Origin of the sequence: Aggregatimonas sangjinii, from assembly GCF_005943945.1 — a bacterium.
In the GTDB taxonomy this organism is placed as follows: domain Bacteria; phylum Bacteroidota; class Bacteroidia; order Flavobacteriales; family Flavobacteriaceae; genus Pelagihabitans; species Pelagihabitans sangjinii.
This window is the reverse complement of record NZ_CP040710.1, coordinates 751198-768584: the sequence shown is the minus strand read 5'-3', so window position 1 is coordinate 768584 and position 17387 is coordinate 751198. Positions and strand designations below refer to the sequence as shown.

Below are 17387 nucleotides of genomic sequence, written 5' to 3'. Positions count from 1 at the left end.
TATTATGGTACAATTGAACACAGCAAAGTGGAACGTCAGATTGAGCTGCCTAGCATATCGTTAGGTCAAAAAAATGGACGTACATTTTCCTCTGATGCGGGATGCCCAAGTAAAGTCAAACCTTAAACATACGCTATCTATATTTCGTCAAAAGAAGCTTTTGGATTCCCTCCCGCAGTCTTTTATTTCCCGCGGTATTCTATGCTACCTATCCCAAACTGGCCAAACTCTTTTCCAAAGTCTCGATTTTTGCCTCCGCGTCGGCCTGCTTCTTGCGCTCCAAGGCGATGACCTGCTCCGGGGCATTCTGCACGAAACGATCATTGCCCAATTTCTTTTGTACCGAACTTAAAAAGCCTTTGGTATACTCCAATTCGGATTTGATCTTTTCGATTTCGGCCTCCACATCAATGGTACCACTAATGGGAATAAAATATTCGTTATTTTTTACCCTAAAACTCAAGGCGCCGTCTACTGAGTCATCCACATAGGATATCGTGGAAACATTAGTCAGTTTGGAGATAACGGTGTCCCAAGTGGCCGCCAATTTCCCTTCGTTTAAAACCACTAGTTCCAAGGCTTCGCGCATCGGGATATTTTTTTCCTTGCGAATGGTCCGGATACCTGCAATGACCTCGGCGGCAATTTCAAAACCATTGATTAAGCTGATATCGACGGTTTCCTGAACCGGCCATTTAGCAACGATCAGGGCCTGCTCCGGAGTGCGTTCCGCCATATGCTGCCAAACTTCCTCGCTTAAAAAAGGCATAAAAGGATGTAACAGTTTCAAGTTTTCCTCGAACAGGTGAACGACCGCATTTAGCGTAACCTTGTCAATGGGCTGTTGATAGGCCGGTTTTACGATTTCAAGTAACCAAGAACAGAAATCATCCCAAACCAATCTATAGGTTGCCATTAAGGCGTCGGAGATACGGTATTTGCTGAAATGATCCTCGATTTCGGCCAAGTTCTGGTTGAACTTCGTGGTATACCAAGCAACCCCCAATTTAGCCGCCTCGGGCTGTGGAATATCCGCTACCTCCCAATTTTTTACCAAGCGAAAGGCGTTCCATATCTTATTGGCGAAGTTCTTACCCTGTTGGCAGAGGTCTTCATCGAACATCAGGTCGTTACCTGCAGCGGAGCTCAACAACAATCCCACACGTACACCATCGGCACCATAGTCTTCTATTAATTTTAGGGCATCCGGAGAATTACCCAAGGACTTCGACATCTTACGTCTTTGTTTGTCCCGCACCAAGCCGGTGAAATAAACATTCTCAAATGGGCGTTCGTCCCTATACTCATAACCCGATATGATCATTCGCGCCACCCAGAAAAAGATAATGTCCGGCCCAGTGACCAAATCATTGGTTGGGTAATAGTAGTTCACCTCCTTATTGTCCGGCTCCAAGATACCCTTAAATACACTGATCGGCCATAACCATGAGGAGAACCAGGTATCCAACACATCCTCATCTTGTCTTAAATGATCGATATGCAATTGCGCATTACCCGATTTTTCTTTGGCCAGCACCAACGCCTCTTCTTTGCTTTCGGCGACTACGAAATCATCCTGTCCGTCGCCATAGTAGTATGCCGGAATTTGTTGTCCCCACCACAATTGACGACTGATATTCCAATCTCGGATGTTCTCCATCCAGTGACGATAGGTGTTTTCGAACTTTTTCGGGAAGAATTTAATATCATCGGTCTCCAAAACCCCTTTGATGGCCGGTTTTACCAAATCCTCCATCTTTAAGAACCACTGGTCGCTCAATCGGGGTTCGATAACGGCCTTCGTACGTTCCGAAGTGCCCACCTTATTCAGATATTGTTCGGTCTTTACTAAAAACCTGGATTCCTCTAATTCTTTTGAAATGGCCTTTCGAACGACAAAACGGTCTTGCCCCTCGTAGTGCAAGCCATACGAATTGAGGGTCGCATTAGCATTAAAGATATCAATAGTCTCCAGTTGGTGCTTTTCACCCAATGCTTTATCATTGATGTCATGTGCCGGGGTGACTTTTAGGCAGCCCGTACCGAATTCCATATCCACATACTCATCCTCGATGATCGGGATGACCCTATTACAAATGGGTACTATTACTTTTTTTCCCCTTAAATGCACAAAACGTTCGTCATTGGGGTTGATACAAATTGCGGTATCGCCCAAAATGGTTTCCGGTCGCGTAGTGGCGATTGTTACGGTTTCCCCCATCCCCTCCTCTGAAGCGGTACCCTCTTCATTCGCTACTTTGTATTCCAGATAGTATAAAAGTCCCTGCTTTTCCTCATACACCACTTCCTCATCTGAAAGGGTCGTTAAGGCTTCGGGGTCCCAATTCACCATGCGATATCCACGATATACCAGGCCTTTATTGAACAAATCGACAAATACCTTGATAACCGAGGCGTACATATCATCGTCCATGGTAAACTTCGTACGGTCCCAATCACAGGAACATCCCAATTTCTTCAGTTGCTCAAGGATAACACCACCATATTCATCGGTCCAGTCCCAAGCGTGCTTGAGAAATTCCTCCCGAGTAAGGTCGTTTTTATCGATTCCTTCATCTTTTAACTTACGTACGACCTTAGCTTCTGTTGCAATCGAGGCATGGTCCATTCCCGGTACCCAACAAGCATTTTTACCCATTAAACGGGCCCTACGTGTCAATACATCCTGTATGGTAGCGTTCAGCATATGACCCATATGCAGTACCCCAGTTACATTAGGTGGCGGAATTACAATGGTATACGGTTCCCTTTCGTCCGGAGCGGAGTGAAAATAATTATTTTTCATCCAGTAATCATACCACTGTTGTTCTACTTTATGGGAGTCGTATTTAGAAGGGATTTGCATATTTTGGTATGGTATTTGTATATAGGATAGTCGGTTTCGAGGAAAATCTTGAAACCGAAGAAAAATTGTTAATAACTATCCTCTTTTTTAGGGGATATGAAATACGAAACAAAAATAAGTAACGTTAAAGGATAACAAAAGGATTTTGAGGTTCATCTCAAAAGATTTACATTTGAAATACCCTAAATTAAACATTATGAAAAAATTAGTACTTGTATTATTCGTAGGAATGTTAGGATTTAGTCTAACTGCCCAGGATAAAGCGGCAAAAATCGAATTCAAGTCGGAAACGGTCGATTACGGAGAAATAGCGAAAGGCGCCGATGGCGTTCGTGTATTCGAATTCACCAATACTGGTGATGCACCTCTGATTATCAGTAAAGTTAGCTCCAGTTGCGGGTGTACTATTCCAAAGAAGCCAGAGGCCCCTGTTTTACCAGGTGAGACCGGAGAGATTCAGGTGAAGTACGACACCAATAGAGTTGGCCCGATAAGGAAAGCCATTACCGTAATCTCGAATGCCGACACACCAACGATCGTGTTGAAGATTAAAGGAGAGATTAAAGGAGAATCCGGTAAATAAAACAGTTTTCATAAAAATACCAAAAACCCTGACGATGCAAATTGTCAGGGTTTTTCTTTGAACATGTTTTTCAGCTCATAGGTGATCAATTTGTCGCCGTCTGATCGCTCGATCAAAAGTCTGACACGTTTTCCTTCGCGCTCGTTGAGCAAATGCATGATTTCCTGCAGCTTATAGCTGTAGACTTTCTTGCCATTTACCGCCAAGATGACATCGCCTTCCTGTAATCCCGCATCCTTAGCCGGACTATCGGCGCGAATTCCCGAAACGACAATTTCAGGAACTAGACTGAGCCTGGTCTGTCTTTCGAATAGAATTTGCACATTCCCCAAGTTTTCGCGGGTCTTTTCTATTGGATTTGTTTTTCGATTGGTAATGCGTTCCGAAATATAGCGCACCCCATTGTGCCGTATTTCAATACCGCTCATATTGTATTGAAAAGGAGTGTTGAAATTCCCGTTCTTCTGCAGGGTGACACTACCATTGGGATAATCGAAAACCATATTGAAGCGCTTGAGCACCTCCCCGCCCATACTGCCATTTCGACCTCCCATATCAAGGATTTCCTCATAGTGTACCATATCGGGAAAGGCCGTTTTGGCGTCTTTCAACAGAAAACTGCCGATTTGTATTCCTTTGACCATGCTGCGTTTTCCGAAAACATCCCCATTGAGGCCTTTGCCCAAGAAATCGGGGTAATGCTTGTCCGGGATAGCGATCGAATCGCTTTCAAAAAGCCAAATGGCGTCACTACTTCCCGAATCGACCAAAAGTTTTACAGGTACTTGGGTTTCGTCTTGGAGGTAGACCATACCATCTACGTAAGCCTTCTTATTAACCACATGCAATGGTAAGGTCTCCTGGTTTTTATTTGGTCTGTGTTCGTAACCATCCGGACGGTAAAAACGCAGGAATTTACGACTGTAGTTGATTTCGACTACAAAATCGCGGAATAAATCGAATCCTATCATACCGTGAACGGGAATACCAATATCGGGAGAGAAATTTTTATCGCGGTCAAGCACTACGTACAATGGTTGGTTCGGGTTTCGTATTTCACCCATTTGAAACCGATTCTCCCGGGAAGTCAACGCCTTTATGGGCTCTCCTTCCCCTAGCCCGTTTATCGTTATTTCAGCAACTTTATTGATTTGAAGTGAATCTTGGTCGGATAGATTGAAAAGAATGGGTGTACTTACCCCGGAATCTAAAATAAAGGAAAGTTCGGTTCCATTGACCGTCATAGGTACGACCATAAGATTGTTCACCAATTTGAACTTTACCTTTTCGTATTTTTTGTGCTTTGGCAATTCGTAATGCTGCGCCATACCGAAAATCGGAACCATCAATAAGCTGAACAAAACTGCCAAGTTTCGCATATTTCAAAAGGTTTTACACCGAAAGCCTTTTCAAGTTAGTCAAAATCATCGAACAATTTGAAAATTTAACACGGACCACCGCCATAAATTACGGACCGGACGGTTGTTTTGTAGCTATGTATTTCCCATTTTTGCACCCAAACCGTCCAACTCATGCCGAACGTATCCCAAAAAGGGCTGACCATGCCCGAATCCCCCATCAGGAAGCTAGTGCCTTTCGCCGAAGCAGCCAAAAAAAAAGGCGCCAAGGTCATACATCTCAACATCGGCCAACCCGACATCAAGACCCCGCAAGTGGCTTTAGACGCCGTTCGCAACAATAATCTCGATGTGTTGGCCTACAGCCGCACCGAAGGTTCGGAAGAATATCGCGAAAAATTGACCGCCTATTACGCCGAAAATGACATTCATGTAAGCGCAAGCGACATCATCGTTACCACCGGTGGTTCAGAAGCCCTCAGCTTTGTTATGGGAAGTATTGCAGATACCGACGATGAAATCATCATTCCAGAGCCTTTTTACGCGAACTATAACGGCTTTGCCATGGCGAACGGCGTAAAAGTGGTTCCCGTAGTTTCCGATATCGATACCAATTTTGCCCTTCCACCCATAGAAGATTTCGAGAAACTTATCGGCCCTAAGACCAAGGCAATCCTTATTTGTAATCCTGGAAACCCGACCGGATATTTGTATAGCAAGGAAGAAATTCAAAAATTGGCCCAAATCGTGAAGCAACACGATCTCTTTTTGGTTGCGGACGAGGTATACCGGGAATTTACCTATGACGGGAAGGAGCACTATTCGGTATTACAGGAAAAAGGGCTTGAAGAGCATGCCATCATTGTCGACTCGGTTTCCAAACGCTACAGTATGTGCGGGGCCCGTATTGGCTGTCTCGTCACCAAAAACAAGAAAGTGGTGGCCACGGCGATGAAATTCGCGCAAGCCCGCTTATCACCACCCACCTATGCCCAAATCGCCAGTGAAGCAGCCTTGGAGACACCTAAAAGTTATTTTACCGGTGTAAAGGAAGAATACGTAGGACGCAGAAACTTGTTGATTTCCGAATTGGAACAAATCGAAGGCGTAAAGGTAGCCAAGCCACAAGGTGCTTTCTACTGTATTGCCGAACTTCCGATAAAAGATGCCGATGATTTCGCACAATGGTTGTTAGAGGATTTTAGAGTGAACAACGAAACCGTTATGGTCGCTCCTGCAGCAGGATTCTATGCCACACCGGGTTTGGGCAAAAACCAGATTAGGATTGCCTATGTGTTGGACAAGGAAAGTTTAAAACGTGCCGTGGGTATACTAAAGGAAGCCTTAAAAAGTTATATAGGTTGAAATTAAAAATAACAAGACCGCCGTGCTTCTAGAGTCAAGAACCAAGACATCTACTAAGATGGCTCAATTAGGATAACGACAACTTTGCCACTAAGACGTTTAAATGAAATTTGTCTAGACTCTTGGCTCCTGATTCTTGTATCTCAACTGTACAGTCTTTAAATGGCAGATAAATGAATTAACATGAAGGTACTGCACGACCAGCCCCTGAAGAAATATAACACCTTCGGAATAGCCGTAAAGGCAAAGCATTTCTGTGAAATCAATTCGATCGCAGATTTGAAGACGGTACTTTCGATGGATGGATATCCCGAAAAATTCATCTTGAGCGGTGGTAGCAATATGCTGTTGACCAGTGATTTGGATTGTTTGGTATTACATATCAATTTAAAGGGAATCGAAATCGTTTCTGAAGAAGACAACCAGGTCATCATCAAAGTAATGGCCGGGGAAAATTGGCACCAAATGGTCTTGTGGACGTTGGACAAAAACTATGGTGGCCTCGAAAATATGTCCCTCATTCCCGGAAATACGGGTACTGCGCCCATTCAGAACATTGGGGCCTACGGTGTAGAGCTAAAGGATACTTTCGTCAGTTGTGAAGCCCTGAATACGACAACTTTAGAAATCGAAACTTTCGATAAGCAGGCCTGCGAGTTCGGCTATCGCGATTCTTATTTTAAAAATGAGGGAAAAGATAAATACATAATCGTTTCGGTAAATTTTCGGCTTACCACAAAAAATCATATCCTCAATACATCCTACGGGGCAATAGCCAGCGAATTGAAAAAAAAAGGTATCGACCATCCGACCATAAAAGACATATCGAAGGCCGTAGTCGCTATTAGACAAAGCAAATTACCCGACCCAAAGCTACTGGGCAATAGTGGTAGTTTTTTCAAAAATCCGGTCGTCGGGAAGGCAGCGTTCGAACATTTTTCCAAGGCACACCCCGAAGCACCTTATTATACGGTTTCCGAAACGGAGTATAAAATCCCTGCCGGCTGGCTTATCGAACAATGCGGGTACAAAGGCAAACGCTTTGGCGATGCCGGGGTACATAAAGATCAGGCGTTGGTATTGGTAAACTACGATAGCGCGACAGGACAGGAAGTACTGGACCTGGCGCATCGCATCATAGCCTCGGTCAAGGAAAAATTCGGGATTACGATATTGCCTGAAGTCAATGTTGTCTAGGTAAAATCCCACAGAGTGTAGCGTTAAAGATGTATGTTTCTTTCGCTGTTTGCCCTACGCGGTAAGACCAGTGCCTAACGGATTATAAAATCGAGCATTCAGGAAATTATTTTTCCACCGATTCCAAAAACACGCTGCAACCCATCTTGAAGCGAAAAACTTGAGCTACTACTAGGCTCTATTTAAGATATGTAAAGCCACTCAGTGGCTCCTGAAATAAAATAACCCCCGAATGAAAATTCATCCGGGGGCTATACCAAACCAAACTAACCAAAAATTAAATGTACAATTACCAGTTGTACATTTAGTAATAAAATTTTGAGAACACGCCAATTTACAATCAATTTTATAAATTAGCGTTTCACTATATACGGTTAAGATGGTGTAGTTGGATGCCCCGACCACGAAAAAATTTTAATCGTACCCACTATATGAGCACACTTCTTGAAAAGCACATTGTAGAATTGCTTCAGGAGCGGAATGAAAAGGCTATTTCCCTGTTGTACGAACATTACGGAGACACCCTTTTCGGGGTGGCCAATAAAGTCGTACGTAACGAAGAACTAGCACAGGATATCTTACAGGAGAGTTTCGTAAAGATTTGGAAGAAATCCGACTCTTATGACCCGGCCAAAGCCAAATTATTTACTTGGCTTTTTAGGATTACGCGCAACACCGCTATTGACAAATTACGAAGCAAAAACACAAAATCGGATAAGGAAATCCAAATGGACGTTTCCGACGTATATAATCTTGGAATCGAAAGCATTAAGCCTGAGCTTATCGATGTTCGTGAAAACTTGGAAAAAATCGAGAATAAGTATCAAATCGTACTTGAGGCCTTATTTTTTCAAGGTATGACCCAACAGGAGGCTAGTGATGAACTTGATATTCCTTTGGGAACGATAAAATCGAGGCTAAAAATCGGACTTCGGGAGTTGAAGAAAATTTACGGATCGCCGTTGGTATTGCTGCTTTTGACCAACCTTATACAAATCTAAATCGGAGGAATAGCTCGTAATGATTAATACGGCTTCAACCCCTCTGAACAAATGAACTTAACAATGAAAGATAAAATAAAAAATTTCTTGGATTCCGATTTGTTGGAAAAATACCTTTTAGGTACGACCACCGAGGAAGAGAATCTGCAGGTAGAGCGTTACATTGCCATGCATCCTGAAGTACGTAAGACGTACGATGAACTTCAAGATAATTTGGAAGCTTTTGCAAAAATGCATGCCTTGAAAACTCCTGAGGGACTTAAGGCCAAAATACTGGCCCGAATCAAATCGGAGAATGTTGGACGGAAACGTTTTTTCAGATACGCCGTAGCGGCTAGTTTTGCGACCGTAATGTTCGCGGGGGCGTCGTATTTCTTCTATGACCAAAATCAGAGTCTTCAGGAAGAAAATGAGATGGTCACCAATCAAATAGAATTGCTGAAGGAAGACATGAAGCAAGGTCTGGAAGATATGCGCAACCAGTTCATTGTGCTGAACAATCCGAAGACAAAGAAATACAACGTGCAAGGCAATAAGAAAGCGAAAGAGCTGAAGGCGGTCGCTTATGTGAATCCCGTAAAAAAGCTTTCCTATATCAACGTAAGTAAGTTGCCCAACTTACCTGAAAATCAGTGTTACCAAATGTGGGCTGAGGTCAACGGCAAAATGATCAACCTCGGTGTGATACAAGAAGCGGGCGACAAGGAAAAGCTAATGGCTTTGCCATATTCCGATGAAGCAATAGGGTACATTACCATAGAGCCAAAAGGCGGCAATGAAACACCGACCGTAGAAAATATTGTGGCGAACATTTCGTATTAATCGTTAAAGAATACTTTCAAAAGCCTCGGCATTCCGTCGGGGCTTTTTTTTGTAACTTTGTTGAAAATAGTAGACATGAAACTTTTCTTGCTAACCGTTGGATTATTGGCCGTGGCCTTCGCCGGTATCGCCATAAAAATCTGGTCAAAAAAAGATGGCGAATTTGCAGGTACCTGTGCCAGCCAAAGTCCATTTTTAAATGAAGACGGACAAGCCTGTGGCATGTGCGGGAAATTACCCAGCGAACAAGATTGCCAAAAAGAAAGTACATCTCTCTAACTTAAATCCGACAGCCATAGCTGTCCATCAAAATCATGCCTTTTGGATAATTCCGCCCATAACCTCGCCGACATCATCGAAAAGGCGAAAACGGGCAACCAAATTGCATTTAGCACCTTACTGGACACTTACTGGAACATGGTGTACGGCTTTCAGTTAAAACGTACCCATAACGAAAACGACGCCGAGGACATTACCATCCAGACCTTCTCTAAAGCTTTCGATAAAATCGCCACTTACGATAGCTCCTACGAGTTCAAGACTTGGCTGATCGCTATCTCGAAGAACATCCACATCGATATGGTCAGAAAACGCAAACGCGACATTTTGGAATCCAGTGGTACCAATGATGCGGTAAAAAAAGTGTTGGACGATGCGCCCACTGTAGAAGACCGACTTATTACCGAACAAAACCTCGCCCATTTATTGCGGGATATCGAGAAATTAAAGCCACATTATCAGGAAGTCATCAACCTACGTTACTTCAATGAAATGAGTTATGCCGATATTGCCGCAGAGCTTAACGAACCAATGAACAATGTTAAGGTAAAGCTCCTGCGTGCTAAAAAACTTCTCGCCGAAATCATCAAGAAACGGTAACGATTTTTGGCTATTCACGCCTTGCTCCACATCATACTACCTCTATAGGAAACGTAACCGATTAGGTGATAATTTACCTATTGCGAAAAGCGTATGGCGATAAACGGTCATTGTAAGGCGCAAACCCGATTACTTCGTATCTTTGTTGAAAATTGTACTATGAGCAATGATGCCAATACCAATGTACTTCCCCCGAAGGGAAAACCGAAGTGGCTTAGGGTAAAACTGCCTACAGGTAAAAAATACACCCAACTACGGGGCTTGGTTGAAAAATATGACCTTCATACCATATGCACCTCAGGTAGCTGCCCGAATATGGGCGAATGCTGGGGAGAGGGTACGGCCACTTTTATGATATTGGGAAATGTGTGTACCCGTTCCTGTGGTTTTTGCGGTGTAAAGACCGGACGCCCATCGTCGGTCGATTGGGCGGAACCTGAAAAAGTAGCCCGATCTATTAAAATAATGGGCATCAAGCATGCCGTGGTCACCTCTGTAGATCGAGACGATTTAAAGGATATGGGCTCTATCATCTGGGCAGAAACCGTCAAGGCCATTCGTAGAATGAACCCCGAAACGACCTTGGAGACCCTAATTCCCGATTTTCAAGGTATCGAAAGACATTTGGATAGAATCATCGAAGTAACTCCGGAAGTAGTCTCGCATAATATGGAAACGGTAAAACGACTTACCCGTGAAGTACGCATACAGGCCAAATACGAACGTAGCCTCGAGGTTTTACGGTATCTGCGTGCCAATGGTATCAACCGAACTAAATCGGGTATCATGCTAGGCTTGGGAGAATTGGAGGAAGAGGTAATCGAGACCATGGAAGATCTCAGAAGAGCTAATGTAGATGTGGTTACTATCGGTCAGTATTTGCAGCCATCTAAAAAACATTTGCCGGTAAAGGAGTTTATTCTCCCAGAGCAGTTCAAAAAGTATGAGGAAATAGGGTTGCAACTCGGTTTTCGCCATGTAGAAAGTGGTGCTTTGGTACGATCTTCATATAAGGCGCATAAACACATTAATTAGTCACTTTTTACATTGTGGTAGACGCCCATACTTACTATTTCGGTGAGCGATTCCTTTAAATGCGCCTATCGCAGGAAGTCACGTGAAAAATTCTCCAAAATATCCAATGAAGACAATCAACATCGGTATTAACGGATTTGGCCGTATTGGGCGTAGGGTATTTCGTTTGTTGCAGCAGCATCCCCAAATCAAGGTAAGGGCGATAAATGATCTTTCCGATAGCAAAACCCTATCCCATTTATTGAAATATGATAGCATACACGGGGTTTTTCAGGGAGAAGTGCACCACAACGAAAAAAATATCATCGTTAACGGCCAAAAAATCGCCTTACTGAACGCCGGTCATCCGGCGGCGATTCCCTGGAAACAGCACCAGGTCGACATTGTCGTTGAAGCCACGGGTAAATTTAAGGATAGGAAAAGCCTGAGCCATCATATTGCCAATGGCGTCAAAAAGGTCATCCTATCGGTACCCCCCACGGATGACGAGATTAAAATGGTCATTTTTGGCATCAATGAGGATACTATCAAAGTCGAGGATCATATCCTCTCCAACGCTTCATGTACCACCAACAATGCCGCCCCTATGATCAAGGTTATTGACGACCTTTGCGGCATCGAACAAGCCTATATTACCACCATACACTCCTATACCACCGATCAAAGTCTGCACGACCAACCACACCATGATTTACGGCGGGCTCGGGCAGCAGGTCAATCTATAGTCCCCACTACGACGGGAGCAGCGAAGGCTTTGACCAAAATTTTCCCTCATCTTTCCGATGTTATCGGAGGTTGCGGTATTCGAGTGCCGGTCCCGAATGGCTCGTTGACCGATATTACCTTTAACGTAAAACGGCCGACTTCCATTATTGAAATCAACGAAACCTTTGAGAAAATTTCCGGTACTACGCTTAAAAATATACTTTTATATACCGAAGACCCAATAGTATCGGTCGATGTAAACAATAGTTCTTACTCTTGTACGTTTGATTCTCAGATGACTTCGGTCATAGGAACTATGGTTAAAATCATCGGCTGGTACGACAATGAAACCGGGTATAGTTACCGAATCATAGACTTAATGGAATTGCTCATTGCTAAAGACTACATTTGAAAACTAGACACCTACATACTACACGCACTATAGTCATGCTTTTTTTAGTGTTGTTCGGTATGGCTTTACCACTTTTCGCACAAGATTCGATACCGCATAAAACGCCCGAGTACTATTTCAACGAGGCTAGGTCTTTAGGCAATCAAAGTCAAACGGAAAAAGCGCTCAAGGCTATTGAAAACGCTTCGATAGTTGCCGAAAAAAATGGTGATTTTAAAGCCTTGATCGATAGTTACCATAAATTTGCAAGTCTCTATTTGCGCATGAACCGACGTAGCGATGCCGATTTTTATTGGGATCGCGCCAAGAAAGCACTCACCAATATCGAGTACCCCTACGGCAGTGCGGTGCATCAGTTCATCGCGGCCATCGGAAAATATAAGGATGAGAATCCCTATCAGGCCATTGCGGATCTTGAGGAAACGCGAAAAATGAGTAATGATCGTAACCTACTCAACAACATTCTCTTGGTAGAGGGAAATATTTATATGGGGCTTGAAAAATACGATGTGGCCTCGATGAATTTCAACTCGTTGGTTGTCAATACCGATCCGTACGAGCAAGAATACCTCGCGATGAAGGCATACATCGGACTAGCGCGATTGAATCTGGCGCTTGAAAAGATGGATGAAAGCGTTGCCGACGCGGAAACCGCGCTGAACATCGCCACCAAAAACAACTTCTTTAATGAAATTATCGAAGTGAACGGCTTGTTGGCAGACCTTTACGCTAAAATGGGACGCTATGAGCTCGCCTTGGCCAATAAGGACAATTTGTTGAATATAAAAGATTCGGTTTTCACCCTTGATCGACTAAAAACCGAAACCAAAACAGCGGACCAAATCAATGTGAACCGAATGAATTCGGAAATCGGTCGTTTGGAAGAACGAAATGCCGAGTTGAGCGAGTCCGAAAACCGCTCTGAAATCATAGCGATATTGACTTCGGCCTTTCTAACGATCATTTCGCTTTTGGCCGTCTCCCTTTACAGGAACAACCAAATCAAGTTAAAGACCAACGACCTATTGCAAATCAAGAACAACGAGTTGCAAACGGCCCGTGATGCCGCAGTACAGGCTATGGAGGCCAAAACAAACTTCCTTTCGACCGTAAGCCACGAACTACGAACGCCGCTGTACGCCGTAACCGGACTTACACACCTCCTACTGGAGGAAAATCCGACCAAAAACCAAAAGGAGCATCTGAAATCGTTAAAATTCTCAGGGGACTACCTACTCAATTTCATCAACGACATCCTACAGATCAACAAAATAGATGCCGACAAACTAGAGCCCCTGAATATCGATTTCAATTTGAAAAAAATGCTTCAGGAGGTCATTGACTCTTTACAGCAAAGTGCCAAGGAGAACAATACCCAAATTATTCTGGAGTACGACGACGATATTCCTTCACACCTGATGAGCGACCCCTTAAAACTCTCGCAGGTTTTTATGAACCTCGTGGGCAACGCCCTTAAATTCACCAAAAATGGAGTGGTGAAGGTCAAGGCCAAATTAATGCGGACCATAGAAGAGGATGTAACGGTTTATTTTGAAGTCGAGGACAATGGTATCGGAATTTCTAAAGATCAGCAAGAAAATATCTTCGAAGGGTTTGAACAAGGCTCAAAACAAATCAACCGCGAATACGGCGGAACGGGCTTAGGGCTTACCATCGTCAAAAGTTTGTTAGGACTTTTCGAGAGTGAGATTCAGCTAGAGAGCGAATTGGGCCAGGGAAGCTCTTTCTTTTTCGAGTTGAAGTTAAAGAGCAAAGATAGTCTAGTAGACGATGTGCCTTTTGAAATTACCAAAATCGATTACGACTTTAAAGGATTGCATATACTGATCGTGGAAGACAACAAAATCAACCAGGTAATCACCAAGAAAATGCTTTCCAAAAAGGAAATTACTTCCGACATCGCAAACCATGGCAAGGAGGCTGTCGCCATGGCAAAGGCCAATTCGTACGATGCGATTCTTATGGATATTCATATGCCCGGCATTAGCGGAGACCAAGCGACGATAGAGATCCGAAAATTCGACAACACCACTCCCATTGTAGCTCTCACCGCTATTTCCTTGGATGATAGTTTAGAGGCTTTTTATGCGGCCGGATGCGACGACGTGGTCACCAAGCCCTTTAAACCGGAAGTTTTTTATCAAAAAATTGGGGAGAACATTTTCGAGAGCAAAAGGGCTAAGCATACCGCTTCATAAAATCCTTCAATTCAGAAGTCAAAATAGTTGCATCGTTTCCTAAAAACTGATGTGCCACTGGTATATAGTATAGGTTGTTTACCTTGTTTTTGAGACGTACATAATCCTTCTCGGTGGTCAGGACGATTTCCTTTTCATTCAGCAATTTTAACTCGGCAGCCGTAAAAGAGTGGTGGTCCGTATACTTAAGATGTTCAAATTGTAGCGTCTTTGCCTTTAGATAATCCGTTAGTGGTGTCGGGTCGGCGATGCCCGTTACAAGCGTTACGTTTTTGTTCATAAAGAAGTCTAATTTCTTTGCTTGATCATCACCGGGAAATTCGTCGGCATAGTGCAACGTAGCGAACAACAACTTCTGGTTCGACCGTGGTTTTAAACGCTCGCGTATACCCACTATTTCCATTTCCGATAATTCGGAAGGGCATTTGGTCACGACAATCAAATCCGCCCGACGGGCCGCACTCCTGCTATCCCTGAGATTACCCGTAGGTAGGTACCAATCCTCTGAATATAATTTCCCGTAAGCCGTAAGAAGGATGTTCAGTCCGGCCTTCACCTTCCGGTGCTGAAAGGCATCGTCCAATACAATCAAATCGGGTTGAACATCTTTTTCCAAAATGGCGATTCCGTTGCGCCTATCGGCATCTACAGCAACCTTCACTTTCGGGAATTTACGATGTATTTGAAAAGGTTCATCGCCCAATTCCGCCACCGTACTATCACTATTCGCCAGTAGAAACCCCTGTGATTTTCGCTTGTAACCCCTACTTAAAACCGCTATTTTGAAATGAGGCTGAAGTTGGGATAGCAGGTATTCGACCATGGGCGTTTTGCCGGTACCTCCAACACTGAGATTTCCAATACAAATTACCTTCGTTTGGAATACCATGGACTCCCAAATATCCGTATCATACAGGTAATTTCGAACCCTTACGACAAGGGCATAGAGCAAGGAAAACGGAAATAGTATTTTTCTAAGCAACATCACGACAACGAATATATATTTTATCTTTGGAATCTTACCCCTATAACATGACCGTAAACGAAATAACAACACTGCTTGAAGAATTGGCACCACTTGGCCAGGCCGAGGATTTTGACAATGTCGGCCTCTTGGTAGGGAATCATACCGCTGACGTTACCGGGATTCTGGTCACATTGGACACTTTGGAAAACGTGGTCGACGAAGCTATAGACACCCGTTGCAATTTAATCGTAAGCTTCCATCCTATCATCTTCTCGGGCCTTCAAAAAATTACAGGAAAAAATTATGTGGAACGGGTGGTGCTGAAGGCGATTCGAAACAATATTTCCATTTACAGCATGCATACGGCCTTGGACAATGCTACAAATGGAGTGAATGCCAAAATATGCGAAGTCTTGGGAGTTCAGAATCCGAAAATCCTCATTCCCAAAAAAGGGATGCTCAAAAAGCTGACAACCTATGTTCCCATCGAGAATGCAATGGTCTTGAAAGAAGCGTTGTTCGCGTCAGGAGCAGGCCATATCGGAAATTACAGTCATTGCAGTTTCGGTACGGAGGGCACAGGAAGCTATCGGGCAAAAACAGGTGCCAATCCGACAAAAGGAGAAATCGGGAAAACGCATCACGAAACCGAATTGTGCATAAACATGGTTTTTTCGGCATCGGACGAAGGTAAAATTCTAAAGGCGTTGTTCGAAAACCATCCTTACGAAGAAGTTGCCTATGAAGTGCTGACCCTCGACAATACAAATGCGACCTTAGGAATGGGTATGATCGGATCTCTTGAAAAACCGCTTATGGACATCGATTTCCTGCATCAGGTTAAGGAAAAAATGAAGGCGGAAGGCATCCGTCATTCCAAGTTACTACACAAAAAAATTAAAAAAGTCGCTGTCTTGGGAGGTAGCGGAGCCTTTGCCATAGGGGCTGCACGCGCCGCAGGAGCCGATATGTTCATCACTTCGGATATCAAATACCACCAATACTATGAGGCCGAAGACAAATTGGTAATTGCCGATATCGGACACTTTGAGACTGAGCAGTTTACAAAAAATCTTTTAGTTGATTATCTTAAGGAAAAATTGCCTAATTTTGCAGTCCGTTTATCGGAAAGTAAAACCAATCCAATCAATTATTTATAAGTATGGCGAAAAAAGCAGAAGCAACGGTAGAAGAGAAGTTAAGGGCATTGTACGATTTGCAATTAATAGATTCTAGGGTTGACGAAATACGAAATGTACGTGGTGAGCTTCCGTTGGAAGTTGAAGATTTGGAAGATGAAGTATCGGGCCTGAAAACAAGGATGGACAAACTCAAGACCGATGTGGAGACGATCAACTTCGAGATCGGGGCCAAGAAAAACCTTATCGACGAATCGAAAGCGTTGATCAAGAAATATACAGAGCAGCAAAAGAACGTTCGCAATAGCCGTGAATTCAACTCTATAAGTAAAGAATTGGAATTTCAGGAACTTGAAATTCAACTGGCCGAAAAGAACATTAAGGAATTTAAGGCGCAGATAGAACAAAAGAAAGTGGTTATCGCCGAGACCAAGGAACGTTTAAGCGAAAGGGAATCACATTTAAAACACAAAAAGAACGAATTGAACGATATCTTGGCCGAGACCGAGAAAGAGGAAAAAGCCTTGTTGTCGCAATCGGAAAAATTCCAGAAAGATATTGATGAGCGCTTGGTGAAAGCTTACGCACGCATTCGAAGCAATGTGAAGAACGGCTTGGCCGTGGTCGCGATCGAAAGAGGTGCCTCTGGGGGTTCTTTCTTTACCATTCCGCCCCAAGTACAAGTCGAGATCGCCTCACGCAAAAAAATCATAACCGATGAGCACAGTGGTCGTATTTTGGTCGACCCTACCCTGGCAGAGGAAGAACAGGAAAAAATGCACAAGATGTTCTCAAACTTATAAGCAGCTTATATCAAGCTATCAAAAAGCCATCCCGAT

15 protein-coding genes are annotated in these 17387 nt (G+C 43.6%); 12 read left to right on the top strand and 3 right to left on the bottom strand.

All coding sequences use genetic code 11. The annotated features are described in order from the left end of the window. Positions 1-208: 208 nt before the first annotated feature. Entirely contained in the window at positions 209-2866 is a 2658-nt protein-coding gene (locus FGM00_RS03180) for a valine--tRNA ligase (protein ID WP_138851518.1), read from the bottom strand. 196 nt (positions 2867-3062) lie between these two features. On the opposite strand from FGM00_RS03180, the gene FGM00_RS03175 reads away from it, so the two are divergent. Beyond that, entirely contained in the window at positions 3063-3449 is a 387-nt protein-coding gene (locus FGM00_RS03175) for a DUF1573 domain-containing protein (protein WP_138851517.1), read from the top strand. Positions 3450-3493: 44 nt separating this feature from the next. Here the strand turns inward: FGM00_RS03175 and FGM00_RS03170 are convergent, their stop codons facing one another. Then, on the bottom strand, positions 3494-4828 hold the full coding sequence (locus tag FGM00_RS03170) for an aspartyl protease family protein (RefSeq protein WP_138851516.1): 1335 nt from the start codon (positions 4826-4828) through the stop codon (positions 3494-3496). A 153-nt stretch (positions 4829-4981) separates the two neighbouring features. On the opposite strand from FGM00_RS03170, the gene FGM00_RS03165 reads away from it, so the two are divergent. From FGM00_RS03165 to FGM00_RS03125, 9 genes are all read left to right on the top strand, one after another. After that, positions 4982-6172 (top strand): pyridoxal phosphate-dependent aminotransferase, encoded by a 1191-nt coding sequence (locus tag FGM00_RS03165; protein ID WP_138851515.1) that lies wholly within the window; start codon positions 4982-4984, stop codon positions 6170-6172. A 183-nt stretch (positions 6173-6355) separates the two neighbouring features. Then, entirely contained in the window at positions 6356-7369 is a 1014-nt protein-coding gene (murB, locus tag FGM00_RS03160; protein WP_138851514.1) for a UDP-N-acetylmuramate dehydrogenase, read from the top strand. A 431-nt stretch (positions 7370-7800) separates the two neighbouring features. Further along, the gene (locus tag FGM00_RS03155) at positions 7801-8370 is read left to right on the top strand and encodes an RNA polymerase sigma factor (protein ID WP_138851513.1); all 570 of its coding nucleotides are present in this window, start codon (positions 7801-7803) and stop codon (positions 8368-8370) included. A gap of 63 nt (positions 8371-8433) precedes the next feature. After that, on the top strand, positions 8434-9192 hold the full coding sequence (locus FGM00_RS03150; protein ID WP_138851512.1) for an anti-sigma factor: 759 nt from the start codon (positions 8434-8436) through the stop codon (positions 9190-9192). A 75-nt stretch (positions 9193-9267) separates the two neighbouring features. Continuing rightward, on the top strand, positions 9268-9471 hold the full coding sequence (locus tag FGM00_RS03145) for a membrane or secreted protein (RefSeq protein ID WP_138851511.1): 204 nt from the start codon (positions 9268-9270) through the stop codon (positions 9469-9471). Positions 9472-9513: 42 nt separating this feature from the next. After that, positions 9514-10071 carry an RNA polymerase sigma factor gene (locus FGM00_RS03140; RefSeq protein WP_138851510.1) on the top strand — a complete coding sequence of 186 codons (558 nt, stop codon included), beginning with the start codon at positions 9514-9516 and terminating at the stop codon, positions 10069-10071. Positions 10072-10230: 159 nt separating this feature from the next. Next, positions 10231-11106, top strand: coding sequence for a lipoyl synthase (gene lipA / locus FGM00_RS03135; RefSeq protein WP_138851509.1), 876 nt, complete (start codon positions 10231-10233; stop codon positions 11104-11106). 106 nt (positions 11107-11212) lie between these two features. Then, positions 11213-12223, top strand: a complete 1011-nt coding sequence (gene gap, locus FGM00_RS03130; protein WP_138851508.1) for a type I glyceraldehyde-3-phosphate dehydrogenase — start codon at positions 11213-11215, stop codon at positions 12221-12223. Then, positions 12220-14442, top strand: a complete 2223-nt coding sequence (locus tag FGM00_RS03125; protein ID WP_317130248.1) for a tetratricopeptide repeat-containing hybrid sensor histidine kinase/response regulator — start codon at positions 12220-12222, stop codon at positions 14440-14442. The genes gap and FGM00_RS03125 overlap by 4 nt, the downstream gene beginning before the upstream one ends. Here FGM00_RS03125 and lpxK read toward each other — a convergent pair. Beyond that, positions 14423-15427 carry a tetraacyldisaccharide 4'-kinase gene (lpxK, locus tag FGM00_RS03120; protein ID WP_317130247.1) on the bottom strand — a complete coding sequence of 335 codons (1005 nt, stop codon included), beginning with the start codon at positions 15425-15427 and terminating at the stop codon, positions 14423-14425. The genes FGM00_RS03125 and lpxK overlap by 20 nt on opposite strands. Before the next feature lie 47 nt (positions 15428-15474). Between lpxK and FGM00_RS03115 the strand changes: the two genes are divergently transcribed. Both FGM00_RS03115 and FGM00_RS03110 read left to right on the top strand, forming a co-directional pair. Then, positions 15475-16569: a Nif3-like dinuclear metal center hexameric protein gene (locus tag FGM00_RS03115; RefSeq protein WP_138851506.1), complete on the top strand. Its 1095-nt coding sequence runs from the start codon at positions 15475-15477 to the stop codon at positions 16567-16569. Between the two features lie 2 nt (positions 16570-16571). Beyond that, positions 16572-17351 (top strand): zinc ribbon domain-containing protein, encoded by a 780-nt coding sequence (locus FGM00_RS03110; RefSeq protein ID WP_138851505.1) that lies wholly within the window; start codon positions 16572-16574, stop codon positions 17349-17351. Positions 17352-17387: the final 36 nt, after the last annotated feature.